This window comes from Alistipes sp. AM16-43, assembly GCF_003435745.1.
In the GTDB taxonomy this organism is placed as follows: Bacteria; Bacteroidota; Bacteroidia; order Bacteroidales; family Rikenellaceae; genus Alistipes; species Alistipes onderdonkii.
In genome coordinates this window covers 83,449-102,113 of record NZ_QTUQ01000001.1, presented here as the reverse complement: position 1 = coordinate 102,113, position 18,665 = coordinate 83,449, and the positions used below count along the sequence as shown (strand labels likewise).

At 59.9% G+C, this 18,665-nt stretch carries 13 protein-coding genes; 4 read left to right on the top strand and 9 right to left on the bottom strand.

The genetic code is table 11. The annotated features are described in order from the left end of the window. Nucleotides 1-13: 13 nt before the first annotated feature. The 4 genes from DW189_RS00340 (at nt 14) to DW189_RS00325 (ending at nt 8,543) form a co-directional block, all read left to right on the top strand. The gene (locus tag DW189_RS00340) at nt 14-2,455 is read left to right on the top strand and encodes an ATP-binding protein (protein WP_259295416.1); all 2,442 of its coding nucleotides are present in this window, start codon (nt 14-16) and stop codon (nt 2,453-2,455) included. Further along, on the top strand, nt 2,442-5,843 hold the full coding sequence (gene ileS, locus DW189_RS00335) for an isoleucine--tRNA ligase (protein ID WP_117506479.1): 3,402 nt from the start codon (nt 2,442-2,444) through the stop codon (nt 5,841-5,843). The genes DW189_RS00340 and ileS overlap by 14 nt, the downstream gene beginning before the upstream one ends. Before the next feature lie 163 nt (nt 5,844-6,006). Beyond that, nucleotides 6,007-6,387 (top strand): TraR/DksA family transcriptional regulator, encoded by a 381-nt coding sequence (locus tag DW189_RS00330; protein WP_009598700.1) that lies wholly within the window; start codon nt 6,007-6,009, stop codon nt 6,385-6,387. Between the two features lie 314 nt (nt 6,388-6,701). After that, on the top strand, nt 6,702-8,543 hold the full coding sequence (locus DW189_RS00325) for a hypothetical protein (RefSeq protein ID WP_117506478.1): 1,842 nt from the start codon (nt 6,702-6,704) through the stop codon (nt 8,541-8,543). A gap of 96 nt (nt 8,544-8,639) precedes the next feature. On the opposite strand, the gene DW189_RS00320 is transcribed toward DW189_RS00325, so the two are convergent. From DW189_RS00320 to DW189_RS00280, 9 genes are all read right to left on the bottom strand, one after another. After that, entirely contained in the window at nt 8,640-10,061 is a 1,422-nt protein-coding gene (locus tag DW189_RS00320; RefSeq protein ID WP_117506477.1) for a WG repeat-containing protein, read from the bottom strand. A 142-nt stretch (nt 10,062-10,203) separates the two neighbouring features. Next, nucleotides 10,204-12,234, bottom strand: coding sequence for a M56 family metallopeptidase (locus tag DW189_RS00315; protein WP_117506476.1), 2,031 nt, complete (start codon nt 12,232-12,234; stop codon nt 10,204-10,206). 2 nt (nt 12,235-12,236) lie between these two features. After that, nucleotides 12,237-12,602: a BlaI/MecI/CopY family transcriptional regulator gene (locus DW189_RS00310; RefSeq protein ID WP_117506847.1), complete on the bottom strand. Its 366-nt coding sequence runs from the start codon at nt 12,600-12,602 to the stop codon at nt 12,237-12,239. A 357-nt stretch (nt 12,603-12,959) separates the two neighbouring features. Continuing rightward, entirely contained in the window at nt 12,960-13,151 is a 192-nt protein-coding gene (rpsU, locus tag DW189_RS00305; RefSeq protein ID WP_018695187.1) for a 30S ribosomal protein S21, read from the bottom strand. 41 nt (nt 13,152-13,192) lie between these two features. Further along, entirely contained in the window at nt 13,193-14,302 is a 1,110-nt protein-coding gene (locus DW189_RS00300) for a helix-hairpin-helix domain-containing protein (RefSeq protein ID WP_117506475.1), read from the bottom strand. Nucleotides 14,303-14,400: 98 nt separating this feature from the next. Continuing rightward, a complete protein-coding gene (locus tag DW189_RS00295; RefSeq protein ID WP_117506474.1) occupies nt 14,401-16,311 on the bottom strand; it encodes a menaquinone biosynthesis decarboxylase in 1,911 nt (636 codons plus the stop codon). Then, complete coding sequence (gene murQ, locus DW189_RS00290; protein WP_117506846.1) at nt 16,292-17,107, bottom strand: N-acetylmuramic acid 6-phosphate etherase; 816 nt, start codon at nt 17,105-17,107, stop codon at nt 16,292-16,294. The genes DW189_RS00295 and murQ overlap by 20 nt, the downstream gene beginning before the upstream one ends. Continuing rightward, nucleotides 17,097-17,918 (bottom strand): ATPase, encoded by an 822-nt coding sequence (locus DW189_RS00285; RefSeq protein ID WP_117506473.1) that lies wholly within the window; start codon nt 17,916-17,918, stop codon nt 17,097-17,099. Before DW189_RS00285 ends, murQ begins: the two co-directional genes overlap by 11 nt. 24 nt (nt 17,919-17,942) lie before the next feature. After that, nucleotides 17,943-18,623, bottom strand: a complete 681-nt coding sequence (locus DW189_RS00280; protein WP_055204597.1) for a hypothetical protein — start codon at nt 18,621-18,623, stop codon at nt 17,943-17,945. Nucleotides 18,624-18,665 lie beyond the last annotated feature (42 nt).

Here is an 18,665-nt window from a genome sequence, read left to right as displayed (position 1 = left end):
ATCCCATTGCACCATGTTCACACCCGACACCCCTAATTTCCAATCCCTGATGCTCATGCTGGACGCCGCCCACATGGGTTGGTGGAAAGCGGATTTCCAGGCCGGCGAACTGCATGTCTCCGAATATATCGCCAAGCTGCTGGGGCTCGACGGCGACAAAGTCCGGATCGGGCAACTGACACACCTGGTTCGCGAAGACTACCGGATGCCGATCCACAACGAATTCATGGCGCTCAAGGTCGACAGCAAATTCGACAGGACGTTCCCGATCGAACTTCCCGAGGGCGAAGTCTGGCTCCACGCCCAGCTCGTCGGACGGCAGACCGACCCCGCAACGGGTACGCACCTTTTCGGCTACATGCAGCGCGTCCCCGTGCACGACCGGCGCGAAGCAGAAATCCTGACGCTCGAAAACAACTACCACACGGTCGTAAAGGAAAACAAGCATATGGACGTGCTGCTCGACCACCTGCCGATCGGATATTTCCGCATCCGGCTGCTTTACGACAGCGACGGACGCGCCATCGACTACCTTTTTCTCTCGGTCAACCGCGCGGCGCAGCAAATCGTGGGGATAGAACCGGACGCATATATAGGCAAGACGGCACGCGAGACCGGGCACCCCGTCGATGCCCATATCGACAAACTCGCGCACATCCGCCTCGGCAATTACAAGACCGACGAATGGTTCGCGAAAAAAACCAGGCGCCATTGCCGCAGTTTCCTGTACAATACGCCCAACGACGGAAGCGAGATTGTGATCCTGATCCTCGACATCACCGACGCCATAACGGCACACAAGGCACTGGACGAGCAGGAAAAACTGCTGCGCAACATCATCCAGAACGCCCCCGTCGGCATCGAGATCTACAACGACCGGGGACGGCTCATCGACATCAACACCTGCGACCTGGAGATGTTCGGGGTGAAAGATCCGGGCAAAATACGCGGGCTCAACCTGTTCGACAACCCTAATTTCCCGGAGGAGACGAAAATCCGCATCCAGCACGGCGAAAGTGCGGATTTCACCGCCCGTTACGAATTCGGAAAACTCGGCGGCTACTACGAAAGCACGCGCCCGGGGCATTTCGACTGGACGGGGCGCATACGCTGCCTGTACGACGACCGGGGCGAACTCACCCACTACCTGCTCATCAATATCGACAACACCGAGTTGCGGCAGATCCAGAACCGGGTTTCGGAGTTCGAAGCCCTGTTCCGCATCATCTCCGAATATGCCCAGGTAGGATATGCCAACTACAACCTCTACAACAAAGAGGGCTATGCGCAAAACGTATGGCTGCGCAACTACGGGGAGGCCGACTCGGCGCAGATCGTCGACGTGATCGGCAAATACCGCCACATCCACCCCGAAGACCGCAAGCCCCTGCTCGACCTGCTGACCCGCTTCTCCGCGGGTGAAGTGCAGTCGGCAACGGCCATCTGCCGCGTGCAGCACGACGACGGACGGAAAACATGGATCAAAACCCACCTCATCTGCCGGGACTACCGCCCCGGCGAACAGGTCATCGACATGCTGGGGATCAATTACGACATCACGGCACTCAAGCAGACCGAACAGGAGCTGATCGCCGCCAAGGAGCGCGCCGAAGAGTCCAACAAGCTCAAATCGGCCTTCCTGGCCAACATGAGCCACGAAATTCGCACGCCGCTCAACGCGATCGTAGGCTTTTCGGAACTGATGGCTACGGAGGCCGATCCCGACCAGCGCAAAGAATTCGCCGACCTGATCCTGGTAAATAACACCCTGTTGTTGCAAATCATCTCCGACGTACTCGACCTGGCCCGGATCGAATCGGGACGCATAGAGATCGTCCGTACGAAATTCGACGCCCGCGATTTATGCCGCGAGGTGGCCGAGACATTCCGCCTGCAAGTCGCCGAAGGGGTCGTCCTGCGGCTGGAAGACAGCCTGCCCCGGCTCCAGCTCGAGGATTACAAGCAGGGACTGCACCAGATACTCGGCAATTTCGTACGCAATGCCGTGAAATTCACGATAAAAGGTTCGATAACGATCGGGTTCTCGCAACGCCCCGGATGGGTACGGTTCTACGTCCGCGATACGGGCATCGGCATCCCCGAGGAGGAACGCGCCAAGATTTTCGACCGGTTCTACAAGGTCGACACCTTCACGCAGGGCACCGGGCTCGGGCTGCCGATCTGCAAGAACATCGCCGAACAGCTCGGCGGCCGTATCGCGTCGATTCCGCCGTCGGCGCGGGGTCGTGCTTCTGGGTCGAAATCCCGGCCGGGAAATAGCCCGCTCCGGGCAGATGCCGCCACGGACGGAATAGGTGCAATTTTGCACGCTTTTCAAATCTTTTTTATATCTTTGCAAGTTGTCGGAAAAAGAGGAATCTTTCCGGCACTTCCGGCCATGCCGGCGTACGACCCCGAACGAAATAAAAAACACATATACCATGAAATTCAATGAGTATAAAGGCCTCGACCTGGCCCAGATAGCCGCCGACGTGCTCGGCGAATGGGACGCCCACGACACATTCCACAAGAGCATCACCACGCGCGAGGGGCACCCCGCGTTCGTATTCTACGAAGGCCCCCCGTCGGCCAACGGGATGCCGGGCATCCACCATGTCATGGCCCGCACGATCAAGGACGTCTTTTGCCGCTACAAGACACAGCAAGGGTATCTCGTGCACCGCAAGGCGGGCTGGGACACGCACGGGCTTCCCGTGGAGCTGGGCGTCGAAAAGAAGCTCGGCATCACCAAGGAAGACATCGGCAGGAAGATTTCGATCGAGGAGTACAACCGCACCTGCCGCGAGGCCGTCATGGAATTCACGGGGGCGTGGGAAGACCTGACCCGCAAGATGGGGTACTGGGTCAACATGGACGATCCGTACATCACCTACGACAACAAATACATCGAGACCCTGTGGTGGCTGCTCAAACAGCTTTTCGACAAGGGGCTGCTCTATAAGGGCTATACGATCCAGCCCTACTCGCCGGCTGCGGGCACGGGGCTTTCGACGCACGAGCTGAACCAGCCGGGCTGCTACCGCGACGTGAAGGACACAACGTGCACGGCGCAGTTCAGGATCATCCGCGACGCGAAAAGCGAAAAGCTCTTCGGCGACGCCGAAGGGCCGCTCTATTTTCTGGCGTGGACGACCACGCCGTGGACTTTGCCTTCGAACACCGCGCTGGCCGTAGGCCCCGCGATCGAATACGTGAAGGTCAAATGCCGCAACCCCTATACCGACGAACCCCAGACGGTCATCCTCGCCAAAGACCTCGTCGCATCGTACTTCACCAAGAAGATGGAGGGAACCTACCAAATCACGGGCGAAAGCTGGATGGGGCCCGAACTGGAGGGGATCCGTTACGAGCAGCTGATCCCCTGGGTAAAGCCGACGGGCGACGCATTCCGTGTGATCGTAGGCGACTATGTGACTACGTCGGACGGTACGGGCATCGTGCACATTGCACCGACGTTCGGCGCCGACGACGACCGTGTGGCCAAGGCCGCAGGCATCGCCCCGCTGTTCATGGTCGACAAAGCCGGCAAAAACCAGCCGATGGTCGACAAGCAGGGCAAGTTCTTCGTACTCGAAGACCTCGACCCGGAATTCGTAAAAAACAACATCGACGTCGAAAAATACAAGGAGTATGCAGGCCGCTACGTCAAGAACGCCTACGACCCGGAGATCGCCTGCGATGCCGAGACAACGCTCGACATCGACCTGGCCGTGATGCTCAAAGCCGAGAACAAAGCGTTCAAGATCGAAAAGCATACCCACTCCTACCCCCACTGCTGGCGTACGGACAAGCCGGTGCTCTACTACCCGCTCGATTCGTGGTTCATCCGCACCACGGCGCTGCGCGAGCGGATGATCGAGCTGAACAAGACGATCCGCTGGAAACCCGAATCGACCGGGTCGGGACGCTTCGGCAAATGGCTCGAAGGGCTGGTGGACTGGAATCTTTCGCGTTCGCGTTTCTGGGGTACTCCGCTGCCGGTATGGGCTACGGAGGATTATTCGGAACTGAAGTGCATCGGTTCGATCAGGGAGCTGATGGATGAGATCGAAAAGTCGATCGCCGCGGGCTTCATGAAGGGGAACCCCTACAAGAATTTCAAGGTCGGCGACATGTCCAAGGAGAACTACTCGACCCGCAATATCGACCTGCACCGCCCCTATGTGGACAATATCGTACTCGTGTCGTCGAAAGGCGAGCCGATGAAGCGCGAAAGCGACCTGATCGACGTGTGGTTCGACTCGGGTGCCATGCCGTACGCACAGCTGCACTATCCGTTCGAGAACGGCGGCGACTATTTCAAGTCGGTCTACCCGGCCGATTTCATCGCCGAGGGCGTCGACCAGACGCGCGGCTGGTTCTTCACGCTGCATGCCATCGCCTCGATGCTCTTCGACTCGGTAGCCTTCAGGAACATCATTTCGAACGGGCTGGTGCTGGACAAAAACGGCAACAAGATGTCGAAGCGCCTGGGCAACGGCGTCGACCCGTTCGAGGTTCTCGCAACCTACGGGGCCGACGCTACGCGCTGGTACATGATCTCCAACTCGCAGCCGTGGGACAACCTCAAATTCGACCGGGACGGCGTGGACGAAGTACGCCGCAAGTTCTTCGGGACGCTCTATAACACCTACTCGTTCTTCGCACTCTACGCCAATGTGGACGGATTTACGGGCAAGGAGCCGGAAGTTCCCGTCGAAAAACGCCCGGAGATCGACCGCTGGATCATTTCGTTGCTCAATACGCTCGTCAAGGAAGTAACCCGCTCGCTCGAGGATTACGACCCGACCCCGGCGGCACGCGCCATCCAGGAGTTCGTGGGCGAAAACCTCTCGAACTGGTACGTGCGCCTGAACCGCAAGCGTTTCTGGGGCGGCGGTATGAACGACGACAAACTGGCGGCCTACCAGACGCTCTACACCTGCCTGGAGACCGTTTCGATGCTCGCGGCACCATTCGCACCCTTCATCTCCGACCGCATCTTCCGCGACCTGAATGCCGTCAGCGGCCGCCACGCGGACGAGTCGGTACACCTCTCGACTTTTCCGAAGGCCGACGAAAAGCTGATCGACACCGACCTGGAAGAGATGATGTCCCTGGCACAGCGCGTATCGTCGATGGTGCTCGCCCTGCGCCGCAAGGTGTCGATCAAGGTGCGCCAGCCGCTCACCAAAATCCTCATCCCGGTGCTCGACCCGGCCATGGCACAGCATATCTCGGCCGTAAAGAACCTCATCATGAACGAGGTGAACGTCAAAGAGGTCGAACTGATCGAAGACACCACGGGCATCATCACCAAGCGCATCAAGCCCAACTTCAAGACGCTGGGCCCGCGCTACGGCAAATACATGAAGCAGATCGCCGCCATGACCGCGGAGTTCTCGCAGGAGCGTATCGCCCAGATCGAAGCCGCAGCCCAGACCGTACTCGACCTGGGGGCTGAAAAAATCACCGTAACCCCGGCCGATTTCGAGATCACCTCGGAGGACATGCCGGGATGGCTGGTGGCATCGGAAGGCAAACTTACCGTAGCGCTGGACATTACGCTGACGGAAGAGCTCCGGGCGGAAGGCGTGGCACGCGAGTTGATAAACCGCATCCAAAATATCCGTAAGGACTCGGGATTCGAGGTGACGGACAAGATCCGCGTCGAGATCGAACAGAAGGAGTTCGTAGCCGGCGCGATCGCCAAATATGCCGGATATATCGCATCGCAGACGCTCGCCGTCGAGGTGAAAGCGGCCGCACGGCCCGAGGGAGGCGTGGTCGTGGATTCGGATGTCGACGACGAGCCGATCCGGATCGCCGTAACACGCATCTGACGGGCGAACAAGGGCGGCAAAACCGCTTCGGGAACGGCAAATGCGTCTTGCTGAGAACGATATAAAGGGTGCGTCCGGACGATATCGTATATAACGATATAAAATTTGGTGTTTACGGAAAAATTGTTTAATTTTACATAAAACCAACAAGGAGAAGACGACTATGGCAGACGAAAGAACCAGATACAGCGACGCCGAACTCGAGGAGTTCAAGCAGCTCATCCTGAAAAAGCTTGAGAATGCGCGCGCGGACTATGAGCTGCTGCGCGCCACTATCACCCACACGGCCGATAACGACACGGAGGATACCTCCCCGACGTTCAAAGTCCTCGAAGAGGGCGCAGCGACCCTCTCGAAAGAGGAGAGCGGACGTCTGGCGGCACACCAGATGAAATTCATACGGAACCTGGAGATGGCCCTCGTGCGCATCGAAAATAAGACCTACGGCATCTGCAAGACGACCGGCAAGCTCATCCCCAAGGAGCGGCTGATGAAAGTGCCGCATGCCACCGAGTGCATCGAAGCCAAAGAGGGGCGCAGGTAAACCTGCAATCCGGATATGACAGAAAAAAGACGACTTTCGGGGTCGTCTTTTTTATTCGGGCCCGGCCGTCTGTCCCGGCACATGCCCGCCGACAGGCAGCCGCTATGTCAGCCGCAACGGCTGCTGGATCGACAGTCTTCACAACAGCCGCAATGACAGCTGCCTTAGCAGGTGCATTGTCAGTCTCAACGGCAGGGCAGACCGGCACCCGAAACCTCCCGTTTTTTGCCAAGGGTAACTCCTACGGGCCAGAAACTGTATTTTAGCAGGTTCAGGCGCACTTTTTCATCAAAAAATACGTTATCTTTGACGATATGTATCGCCGGATTTGCATACTCGTGCTGACCCTCCTCGCTGCGCAAAGCGTCTGTTTCGCCCGCACGGTCAATCCCGGCATGCGGGCGCCGGACAGGGTTTCCCCCGGCGGATTCTCCCCCGACAGCCTGAACACGGCGACCTCGGAGCGCAACCAGCGCCTTTACGACAGCATACAATCCAAAACCAACCGCCGCGCAGTTCCGCGCATGCTTTACAGGATGCTCTTCGTCAAACCCGTACTCGATACGACGATGAACGGGCGCGTATTGGACGAAAGCAGGCTGCTGGAACCTTACGCCGGGAAAACCGTAGGCGACATCACCATCGAGCGCATGATGCCGTTCGACTCATGCGGCAACTGGTTCGAGCGCGCAGGCAACAAAACCCACATGCTGACCCGCGAACGGGTTATCCGGCGCGACCTGCTGTTCAAGCCGGGCGACAAGTTCGATCCCCAGCTGGTCGTGCGCAACAAGCAACTGCTGCGTTCGCGCCCCTACATCTCCGATACCGAGGTGATCGTCGTACCCGACTCGCTCGATTCGACGCGCGTGAACATGGTCATCCGCACGCGCGACAGCTGGACGATCAGCATCGACGCAGGCATACACGGCGAAGGGCGCACCATGGTCGGGCTTTCGGACGCCAACATTTTCGGCACGGGCAACACCCTGAAACTCAAGACCAATTTCAGCCGCAGGGATTTCTCCTACGGAGGCAACATCGTGGAATACAAAATCCCCAACGTGCTGGGAACATTCTACACGGCCGACTTCTCAGCCGGCCGCGACTTCTACAACTCGGAACTGAACCTCGGGCTGCGCAAGGAGTTCATCCGGCCGACGGACTACGAGATCGGCCTCACGTACAGCGACATAAAATCGAAACGCTACATGGTAGACCTCGACACCTCGCTGCTCGTGAAAGTCCGCAACCTCGACGTATGGGGCGGCAAGTCGCACTACATCCGCTCCATCAAATCGAGCGTCTTCCTGACGGGCCGTTACAGCTATGCCCGGTTCAGCCGCCGCCCGCCCGTCACGGCCGACTACAACCCCGCGCTGCACGACCACGACGCCATGCTCTTCGGCGGGGGGCTCTACCGGGAAAAATTCTACACGGCGAACATGGTCTACGGATTCGGTACCCGCGAGTATCTGGCGACGGGTTACAAAGCCGAGCTGGTGAGCGGCTATTCGTGGGGCGAGTTCAACGACGAGATGTACCTCGGCATGTCTTACCAGACAGGCGGCTTCCGGGGGATGGGCTATATCATGGGCGGCTTTACGCTGGGAAGCTACATCGACCTCAAAAGCGGTATGTGGCGCCACAGTGCCGTCGACGTAGACCTGAAGTGGTTCTCGAACCTGTTTCTGTTCCGGCGCAGCCGCATCCGCCAGTTCCTGGCGTTCAACTACACGCAAGGCTGGAACCGGGGCGAAGGCAGCGACGAAATGATCCGCTTCACCCACGACAACGGGTTGCAGGCGCTCAAAGAGTACGTCACCGGAACCAACCGCATGATCCTCAACACGGAAACGGTGGTCTTCACCCCCTACCAGCCCCTCGGGTTCCGCATCGCGGTATTCGGGTTCGCAGACTTCGGACTGATCGGCTATTCGCCTAACATTTTCAAAAACGATTTTTTCACCTCGTTCGGAGTGGGTGTACGGCTCCGCAACGAGCGGCTCGTATTCAACACGGTGCAGATCCGCCTGGGAATCGCCTTCGGCAAACGCGGGTTGGTCGAGAGCGAATATTTCCGCCTGTCGAACGCCACGCGCGTCGAACAGTACCGCTACCGCCCCACCCGCCCTGAGATCGTAGGGTTCAAGTAAGCGCAACGCGCCGCAACAGGCCCGCAAGCGAAAGCCGCAGGCATGAAAAAACGGAGGCCACGGCCCCCGTTTTCGCCATTCCCCGCCCGGGGAGCGTCATTGCTCGACGATCTGTCCCGTCTCGTCGATCGTCAGCACCCGGTCGTATTGTTTGACCTTGGCTCTGAAATCGTGGAAATCTTCGGCCTCCTGGTACTTGCAGGGAACGACTTCGTTCCCCTGCCGGTCGATATACCCGTACCCGAGCCCCTTGATGAAGACACGCGCCAGCCCGCAGCTGAACGGATAGGCCTCGTGGTACTTGAGCGGCACGACCAGCTGACCGTTCGTGGCGATATAGCCCCAGCGGGCATCGTAGAAATCTTCGGCATTGGTACCGAAGCGCATCACGGCGGCACGCATCTCGCTGAACTCGGCGGCATCGTCCCACTTGGCCGGTATCACTTCGCGTCCCTCGGTGTCGATATAGCCGCAACGGGGCTCCATACCCTGGAAATTCATGCCGTAGAGGTCGGTATTGAAAGGCGCCAGCCCGTCGTTGAACCTGCCGATGCGTTTATAGCGGAACGAGCTGACTTCACCGCCGTTGCGGTCGACAAGCCCGAAATTGACATTGTTGTAGCTCACCACGGCCACCCCGCCCGAGAAGGGCCGCGCCACGGAGAAACGGGGCGAAATAGCCACATTCCCCTTGACATCGACATACCCGTAATTGCCGAACTGTTCCAGCCTGAACGCAGCGAGCCCCTCGCCCGGGGTGTCGAGGTAGTAGTAGCGGCACGGGATCGTCTCGTGCCCCAGCGTGTCGATAAGTCCCCACTGACCGCCGTAGGGCTCGTCGCGCAGCACCATGCTGCCGCCGTAGTTCGTCCGGGCATAGCCGTCCTTGAAATCGGAAATATAGGAGAAGAAACAAGGCAGCACTTCGCGCCCGTCGGCGCCGAGGAAGCCATGTTTGCCGTCGCTCGTCACGGGGATCAGCCCGTAGGCGTTCGGCTCGCCGATCAGGTTATAGGCACAGGGGACTACCACCTCGCCGTCTTGGCGCAGGACGCCCCATTTACCGTCGCGCAGGACACGCATCCAGCCACGTTCATCGGGTTCACCGATCTCGGAATAAAGGCAGGGAATGACGGTTTTCCCCGTTTTGTCGATACGGCCCCAGAGCTCGCCGGACTGAACCCAGGCCATGCCGTCGTCGAACGCCCCGGCCACCGTAAATTGCGGCGCCACGACCGCCCGGCCTGCGGTATCTATATAGCCCCACAGCCCTTCGGGCTCCTGCACGGCGGCCAGTCCGTCGTCGAAACTCCGGGCATCGGCATAACGGCATTCGATGACCAGCCGTCCCGTCCCGTCGACATACCCCCAACGGCCGACCCCCTCGTTGATGTCGAGCACCGCAGCACGGTTATCGTTCACGGATCCGACCTCAGCATATTTGGCCGTGCGCTGCTCGAATGTCCGGCCGCATGAAACGAGCGTTGCGACCGTAAGAAAAAATAGCAGGCGTTTCATAGCTTCTGTTTTGTATTTTACATGCAAAGATAACTTTTTCCATCCTAATTCTGCAAGTTTCACGCCCGTATCGCATGGCCGACGAAAAAACCCGGGGCGGCAGAACCGTCCCGGGCACGAACTTTTTATACTTATGGCCTGCTTATTTTTTCCTGGTCGTAATCTCGATGACGCCGTTGCGGGCTTTCCTGCCGTATTTCTCGACCGCCGAGGCATCCTTGAGTACGGATATGTTCTCGATCCGTCCGGGATCAAGCCCCTCCAGTTTTTTGGTATCCTTAAACACCTTGCCGTCGATCACGACAAGGGGTTCCTCCCCCTTTTCAAACGGCGACTTGCCCGATCCGCGGATCACGATCGTACTGCTCTTCAGCGTACCGGCATCCTCTGTCTGCTCCATATGTTCGGCGACCTTGCGACGGATCTCGACGCCGGCTGCCGTCGACCCGGCCTCGGCAGCTTTCGCCAGGGCAGCCTGTACCCGGGGGTCGGCCAAATGCGCCTGCGCCTCCTGTATCTGCTTCTGCGCCTCTTTCCACTCGTCGCTGGCCATATACTTGCGCACGGCCTCCTCCTGCTCACGGACGGCTGCGAGTTGCGCGGCAGACAGCCTGCGTGCCGAGGAGAGTTCCTTCTGTGCCTTGTCGAGTTCGGCCTGAGCCTTTTTCCACTCCTCGCCCGACATATATTCGCGGGCAGCCTCCAGTCCGGCACGGGCAGCCTTCATCCCTTCCTCTGCGGCTTTGAACCCGGCTTCCGCGGCCTGGGTCGCCTGCCCCGGCGACAGTCCGTCAACCTGCACCGCGTCCGGTTGCGTCTTCATGACGGTCACGCCCCCGTCGTCGGTGACGGTCACCCGGCTCTGGCTGACGACAGTCTTCTTCCCGTCGCTGCCGGTAACGGACACGACACGTCCGCGGGTTTTCGCACCGGCGTCGATCCCGGCCTTACCTGCGGGCACCGTAGAACTGCCGACCACCCTGACATCCGACATCTTCCCGGAACCGCGCACCACGACCTTGGCAGAGCCGTCCTCGGCGTCGACCGGGTAATCCCGCGCACCGCCGGCGGCATCCTTCGTCGAAACGACCACTACGCCGTTCCTGCCTTTCTCACCGTACAGGGCTTCTGCCGAAGCATCCTTGAGTACCGTCACCGAAGCGATCCGGTCAGGCGACAGTGTATCTATCGACGCCACCTCGAGGCCGTCGACCACGAAAAGCGGCTTGCCGGATTTTCCGTCTGAAGAGTAAAAATTCGTCCCTTCGATGCGGATCGAAACATTTTCTTTTTTACCTTTGTCATCAGGAAAAACATAGGCGGTGCGGGCGAACGCCCCGAGGGCAAGCCCCGTCAACGGCAGCAGGAAAAGCACCCTGGCCCCTGCCCACCGCGACGATCTTTTACGTAACATCATGGTAATACGGTTTTTAAGTTTACTGTGATTAAAGCTGTTGGCGACTGAGTACCACCTCCCGCCGGCAGCTTTCCTTATTAATAACAATTGGTATTGCCGGGCATCGACGCCGCTGTCCAGCACCGCCTCGTCGGCTTCGTATTCATGGATGGCGCGCAACTCACGGCGCAGGAGCCACATTGCAGGGTTGAACCATTGCAGGCACCCCGCAAGGTCGGTCACCAACAGGTCGAACGAGTGGCGCAGCCTCAGGTGGGCCTTCTCATGCAGCACGATCGCCTCGCCGTTCTCGGCCAGATCCTTTTCCGACATCACGATATACCGGTACCAGCTGAACGGTACGACCGGCTGGTCGGTGCGTACGAGCACGGAACCGTCGCGCAATCGCTCCCTGTGCCCCCGGCGGATCATGTGCAATACGCCGCATACCGACCCGAGCGTCCATAACAACGCAGCGGCGGCTCCCGCAAGGAAAGCGGCCGTCGCCGCCTTATCCCACGGGAAAGGTTGGGATTCCGGCTCCGCGGACGGGGCGTAGCCCGCATCCTCCGTCACCGGGAGTTCCGGCATGGCCGGGAGTTCGCGATAGACCGTAATGACACACAGCGGCAACACGAACGACAACACCATCGCCGCCAGCACCACGATCCGGTTCAGGCGGTGGAAGGTCTCGCGGCTCAGCAGCAATTTGAAGAAAAGGTAGAACACCGCCAGGCAGGCGCCGACCTTCAGGCTGTACAGCATCAGTGTGTACATGGCTAACGACGGTTTTGGGTTTCGATACGGTCGATCAGCTCGCGCAGTTCGTCGACCGAGATTTTTTCCTCCTCGACCAAGGCGGAAACGGCCCCGAGGTAGGAGTTCTCGAAATATTTGCGGATGACCCCGCCCAGCGTGCGGCGCGAAAATTCCTCCTCGGTCACCACCGGATAATACTGGTAGGTACTCCCGAAGGTATTGTGGGCGACATACCCCTTGGCTTCGAGGGCGCGCACCATGGTCGAAAGCGTATTGAAATGGGGCTTGGGTTCGGTGGCGAGCGCCACGAGCTCGCGTACGAAAAGCGGGCCGTGCTCCCAGAAGCAGCGCATCAGTTCCTCTTCCCTGCGTGTCAGTTTTTCCATCATACCGGTTTTGGTTTCTGTTATCCGCCCTGCTCCGATCGGCCGGCCGGGCTTACGGAAACAAAGGTAACTAAAAAAACTTCACCTGCAACTATTTTAGATAGTTTTTCAACTATATTTTTTAGTTTCACACAAAATGCCGCGAAAATACCGGCAGGGGAAGGAGCGGAAAGAAGCAGGGGAAGAAGAGAGAGGAGCCGGGAAAAGGCAGGGAGAGATTGGAAAAGATGATTATACAGACCGGCAAGCGTGGAAGGGCTCGGCAAGGTCAGAGGGGTGGAAAAGAAAGGTCGGGAAATGAAGAGGAAAACAAAAAGCCCCGGCTATTTCAGCCGGGGCATATGGATACCAACGGGATTAATCCTCGTCGCGGTACATGTGCTCTACGTAAACAGCGTGCTGCATCGCCTCGCGCTTGGCGATCGAAGGCTTGGTGAAATATTGGCGGCGGCGGAGTTCCTTCAGGACGCCCGTGCGCTCGTATTTACGTTTGAACTTCTTCAGGGCGCGTTCGATGTTTTCGCCCTCTTTTACCGGCATGATAATCATAGTAGTATTCTTTTTTTTGTTTTTTTAATATCGTCGTTTACTTAAATTCCTCCGGGGTTCGCATCACCTGATACCTCGCCCCATATCGTGTCGTTGTCCGTATCGTCAGCCCCGCTTCGGGTACCGAACCGCAGGTAAGGAGCCAGCCGTGCTGCCTCTTCGCGGGTCAATATGTTGTCTTCAACCAATTCCTCAGCGGTACTCCAACCTCCTTTCAACTGTCTTGTTTTAAGTAATTTCCGAAGCTTCTGCGGCGGAATATACGGATGCCGCCTAAGGACTTTCGGGGTTGCAAAGTTAATATCAATTTTCCGAATTTCACAACTATCGCAGCAAATTTGTTTCAAAATTTTCTCATAATTGCGTTCCGTGACTCCCGGAACCTCTGCGAGTTGCTCCAGACGGACAAATCCGCCGAGCCTCGCGCGGTAGTTCATGATCGACACAACCGTCCGCGCTCCGATCCCCACCACACCGCGCAGCGTCGCGGAATCGGCCGTATTGATCTCCACGGGTTCGTCGACCGGCGCAGCTCCGCGCTCGGGAAAGATAATATAGGGTTCGAGCGCCGCAGCCACCGAATCGCTCACGACATAGCAGGCGCGCAACTCCTCCATGTCGTAGATCCCGCTCAGGTCGCGCCAGCGGATGAAGGCCTCGGCCTGCCGCTTGGACAACGCCCCGATGGCCCGCAGGTAACGCGCCCCCACAGTGTCGATGCGAAACCGCGAGGGCGGCATGGGCTCGGGCACGACACGCCCCGTGCGATACTGCCGGGGCGCGATGGCGTATTTGCGCCCGATACGGATATAGGGAGCCAGGCGGCGGTAGAGCGAATCGCTGATACCGTAGCAAAGCGTCACATCCTCCGGGATACGGAAGATCTTCCCCGCAGCACGGTATTTCAGCAGGCTCACGGCTTCGTGCTTCGACAAGCCCAGCCGCCGAAGTCCGTCGTAGTCCACGGTATTGGGGTCGAACGGCCGCAGGTCGACCGAATCGGCCCGTCCTTCCATCTCCATCCCGGCCACAAAAGCCGCTTCGGGATCGGCCTTCGGGCGCAGGAGCACGATGCCGCCTATAAGCAATCCCGCCAGCGGCAGGAATACCGCCACGGCGCGGATTTCACGGTCTGAAAAAAATTTTGCCATATGCAGAAACTATTTATCACCGGTCATCCCCCGGCAGGATGCCCTGAAAACAACCCCGGCGGCACGAAATGGGCTACGGTACCCGTCAGCCCCCCCCCTCAACGCCACTGCGCCCCGTCGGAGAGCAGCAGGCGGCGGTAACGCCGCGACGGCGAACCGACAAACGCCCCCAAGCCATATTCCGGCCAGCGGCGGTCGACCAAAGCGACAGTCGCTTCCGACGCGGTCACGACGTTCGGGAAACGGCCGGGGTTCTCCCCCGCCCCGGGGCGTTTGCTCCGGGCATCGATCACCAACGCTGCACCTTCCGTCCGCACATCACGCCGCGGATCGGTATTGGCCGCAGCGAGCCACAAAAGTTCGGCAGCCGTGAGTTCCGATGCCGCCGGGTCGAACACGGCGAGGTATTTCACCCCCGGCGGAACCGGCACTTCGGCGTCCGGTGCGGCGAATGCGACCGCCACGCCCCATTTTTCGAGCAGGTCGGAGCGGTAGCCGGCCGGAGGGAGGGGCTGCCCGCCGTCCGCCTGCCCGTCACAAGCCCCGGATATTGCGTCATCCGCTGCGGGACGCACGCCCTCGACACCCCGTGGGGGATCGGCAGGCACACGCGTTGCAGGCTCCTGCGGATTCGCGCACCCGCCCCCGGCACCGTGGGCCGTAGCATTCAATGCAATTTTTCCGCCGAAGCCCGGCGTTGCCGTCGCGTGGTCGAGGACATCGAGAATCCCCTCGCTGCGGACTATGTCGCGCAGCGGGTCGAGGTTGCGCACGAGCCGCGCCAATGCATCCGTATCGCGCACGTCGGTCGCGGCCGGGACGACGAGCATGTATTTGTTGAACATCATCTGCCCGGCGCCCCACAGCGACTGGGCGACCTTCACGGCCTGTCCGGCATAGCGGCTGTCAATCGAAACGACGGCGATGTTATGCGCCGTTCCGGCCTCGGGCATCGTCATGTCGCGGATTTCGGGTTGCAGGGCCATGCGTATCGGCGCCAGGAATATCCGCTCCGTAGCCTGCGCGATCCAGGCATCCTCCTGCGGGGGAATCCCCACGACCGTGGCCGGGTATACCGCATCGCGCCGCCGCGTGAGGGCCGTGACGTGGAAAAGCGGATAACGGTCTTCGAGCGAATAGAACCCCGTATGGTCGCCGAAGGGGCCTTCGACAGCCTTTTCCTCGGCAGGGTCGACATAACCCTCGATCACGAAATCGCAGTCGGCCGGGACATAAATATCGTTGGTGACGCACTTCACGAGTTTCACGGGACGGCGGCGCAGGAACCCGGCCAGCAGGTATTCGTCCATATTGTCGGGCATCGGCGCCGTCGCGGCATAGGTATAGGCCGGATCGCCGCCCAGCGCCACCGACACGGGCATCCGCCGCCCCGAGCGTTTCCAGGCATCGTAATGCCGGGCCCCCGTCTTGTGGATATGCCAGTGCATGCCTGTCGTACGGTCGTCGAAGAGCTGCATACGGTACATGCCGACGTTGCGCACGCCCGTCTGGGGATCGACCGTGTTCACCATCGGCAGGGTTACGAAACGCCCGCCGTCGGCCGGCCAGCACTTCAGGATCGGAAGCGCCGCGAGCGACGCCTCGGCACCCGTCCACACGACCTGCTGGCATTCGCCCCGCCCCGACACCGTACGCGGGAACCAGCGGGACATCCCGGCCAGCAGCGGCAACGCCCGCAGCTTGTCCGCGAACGACGGGCGCGGCGCCATGGCCTGCCGCAGCAATCCGTCGACCCGTTCCGAGAGTTCGCCGAGCGACCCGACGCCCAGCGCCAGCGCCATGCGGCGTGCGGAACCGAACATGTTGGTCAGCACGGGAAACTCCGTGCCGGTATTTTCGAACAGCAACGCCTTGCCGCCGCCGGGCATTTTCGAAACCCGGTCGGTTATCTCGGCGATCTCCTCCACCGGCGACACCGGAGCCGCTATGCGGACGAGTTCGCCCTCGCGCTCCAGCAGGGCGATATACTCACTCAGGCTTCGGTGCATGCTCCAACGCCTTTTTCACCGACCCGTATTGCAGCAGCAACGCCCGTGCCTGCGCCTCGGAAAGCCCCGAAGCCTCGGCCACCATGCGCGTGCCGCGCCCCACGAGTTTGTCGTTCGTCAACTGCATGTTGACCATGCGGTTGCCCTCGACACGCCCCAGGCGGATCATCACGGCCGTCGACAGCATGTTGAGCATCAGCTTCTGTGCCGTGCCCGCCTTCATGCGGGTCGACCCCGTCACGAACTCCGGCCCCACGACCGCTTCGAGCGCATATTCCGCCTCGGCCGCCACGGGCGACGAGGGATTGCAGGTAATGGAGGCGGTCAACAGGCCGTGCTCCCGCGCCATGCGCAGGCCGCCGACCACATAGGGGGTGGTACCCGACGCGGCGATCCCGACCAGGACATCGTCCGCCGTGGGATGGTAGGGCGCCATGTCGCGCCAAGCCCCTGCGGTATCGTCCTCGGCATTCTCCACGGCACGCCGCAGTGCACCGTCGCCGCCGGCGATCAGGCCGATGACCCTGTCGAAGGGCACGCCATAGGTCGGGGGAAGCTCCGAGGCGTCCGTCACACCCAGCCTCCCGCTCGTACCGGCCCCGATGTAAAACATCCTCCCGCCGCGCTCCATGCGTTCGACGACCCGCTCCACGAGCCGTTCCATCACGGGGATGGTCTTGGCCACGGCCTCGTGGACGCATGCGTCTTCGCGGTTGATGCCCGTCAGGATGTCGTGCACCGACATCCGCTGTAAATTATCGTAGGCCGAAGCCTGTTCGGTTATTCTATTTTCCATAATGGTATTTGATAAGTCCTTCGGCAGGTGATGCGGCGATCCGGCCGACCCGGTACCCCCCTTGTGCGAGCACCTCGCGCAGCAGCCCCTCGAATGCGGCGGCAACGCCGCCGATGCAGGCGACCGTCAGATGCACGGGATAGCGGCTCAGGTTGCGTTGGGCGAAATCGGCGAAGGTTTCCGCCACCATAGCCCGCACCTCGGGGCAATCCAGGTACGCATGTACGAACGGCGCGAACGACGCCAGGAAACGGTTGGCATACGGCTCGCGGTAGACCCGGCGGATGATCTCCTCATAGGTCAGCCCATGCGCCGCGAGGAACTCCTCCCGCAGGGGGATATGCCCTTTGAAAATACCGTTCACCAGGTTGCGTCCCAGCGCCGCACCGCTGCCCTCGTCGCCGAGGACATACCCCAGCGGTGGGACGTTTTCCACGATTTCGCCGCCCCGGCACCAGCACGAATTGGAGCCCGTGCCGAGAATGCAGGCCACGCCTTCGCCGCGGCCGAACAACGCCCGGGCAGCCCCCAGCAGGTCGGTCTCGGCCTCGATCCGCCCCGTGCCGAAATGCGCGCGGAGTTCCCGCACCATCTTCCCCGTCGCTTCGGGGAAGGTACGCCCGCACCCGGCACCGTAGAAATGGACGGCCTCGACGGGGCCGCACGGCGGCAGTTCGGCAAGCGCTTCGCGTATTTGCTCCGGGGAATGCTGCACGGCATTGATTCCCCGCGTCCGGTATTCCGAGGTATGCACGCCGTCGGTCACGAGCCACGTGCATTTGGTCGATCCGCTGTCTGCAATGATTTTCATACTATATTGTTACTTCCTAATACATCAGAACCGCCAGCCGCACGTCAGCGAAAACCCGGCATCCGTAAGCCAGGGCGTCACATCGGTCGGCGCACCGAGTTCGACGGGCGACACCGAGAATTCCGAAGGCACAAACAGGATCGTCGGCGAAAATTTCAGTTCAAACCCCTTCGTCACCCGCAGAATCCACGCACATTCGACATTGAAGAAAGGCAATACCCTATCCTTGTCAAGATCGTTGTCTACATGCTTTAGTATCCGGTGGTATCCCGCCCCAACTCCGGCTCCGAAACGCAGAAAAAGCCTGCTTTTCACCACCGGCAGCCGATAATAGGCCATTGCATCCAGTTTATAAATATCCTGCGCAACCGTATTGCGGTAAGGGTCAGATCCGTGGCCGCTCCAATCGTAGCTCATCAAACTCCCCAGATGCCACCGGGCCGAAAAATCCACGCCCCAATAAAAATTTCCTTTCAATTGGCGGCTGTACTCCACCTTCACGCCGACAGTCACCTGATTATGCGCCGTGATTCCCGACGCGCCCGTCACAAAGAGATTATTCTCTTTCGAGGCGAGGCGATGACGTTCGATACGCGCCGCTGTTTTTGCATTCCGCGTCCGATCTGTTGCCGACGGCGGGCTTTGGGCATATGCTGCTGCGGTGACGCATACCGTCAATAATACTGTTCCTATTTTTCGCTTCATTCACAAGTGGGTTACATGTTCATCATGCAAGAAAGCAATAAA

Coding starts and splice junctions, on each gene's coding strand:
- ileS (WP_117506479.1), top strand. CDS start 2,442: ATGAAATTCAATGAGTATAAAGGCCTCGACCTGGCCCAGATAGCCGCC.
- DW189_RS00325 (WP_117506478.1), top strand. CDS start 6,702: ATGTATCGCCGGATTTGCATACTCGTGCTGACCCTCCTCGCTGCGCAA.
- DW189_RS00285 (WP_117506473.1), bottom strand. CDS start 17,918: ATGAAAATCATTGCAGACAGCGGATCGACCAAATGCACGTGGCTCGTG.
- rpsU (WP_018695187.1), bottom strand. CDS start 13,151: ATGATTATCATGCCGGTAAAAGAGGGCGAAAACATCGAACGCGCCCTG.
- DW189_RS00310 (WP_117506847.1), bottom strand. CDS start 12,602: ATGGAAAAACTGACACGCAGGGAAGAGGAACTGATGCGCTGCTTCTGG.
- DW189_RS00295 (WP_117506474.1), bottom strand. CDS start 16,311: ATGCACCGAAGCCTGAGTGAGTATATCGCCCTGCTGGAGCGCGAGGGC.
- murQ (WP_117506846.1), bottom strand. CDS start 17,107: ATGGAAAATAGAATAACCGAACAGGCTTCGGCCTACGATAATTTACAG.
- DW189_RS00320 (WP_117506477.1), bottom strand. CDS start 10,061: ATGAAACGCCTGCTATTTTTTCTTACGGTCGCAACGCTCGTTTCATGC.
- DW189_RS00315 (WP_117506476.1), bottom strand. CDS start 12,234: ATGTACACACTGATGCTGTACAGCCTGAAGGTCGGCGCCTGCCTGGCG.
- DW189_RS00280 (WP_055204597.1), bottom strand. CDS start 18,623: ATGAAGCGAAAAATAGGAACAGTATTATTGACGGTATGCGTCACCGCA.
- DW189_RS00340 (WP_259295416.1), top strand. CDS start 14: ATGTTCACACCCGACACCCCTAATTTCCAATCCCTGATGCTCATGCTG.
- DW189_RS00330 (WP_009598700.1), top strand. CDS start 6,007: ATGGCAGACGAAAGAACCAGATACAGCGACGCCGAACTCGAGGAGTTC.
- DW189_RS00300 (WP_117506475.1), bottom strand. CDS start 14,302: ATGGCAAAATTTTTTTCAGACCGTGAAATCCGCGCCGTGGCGGTATTC.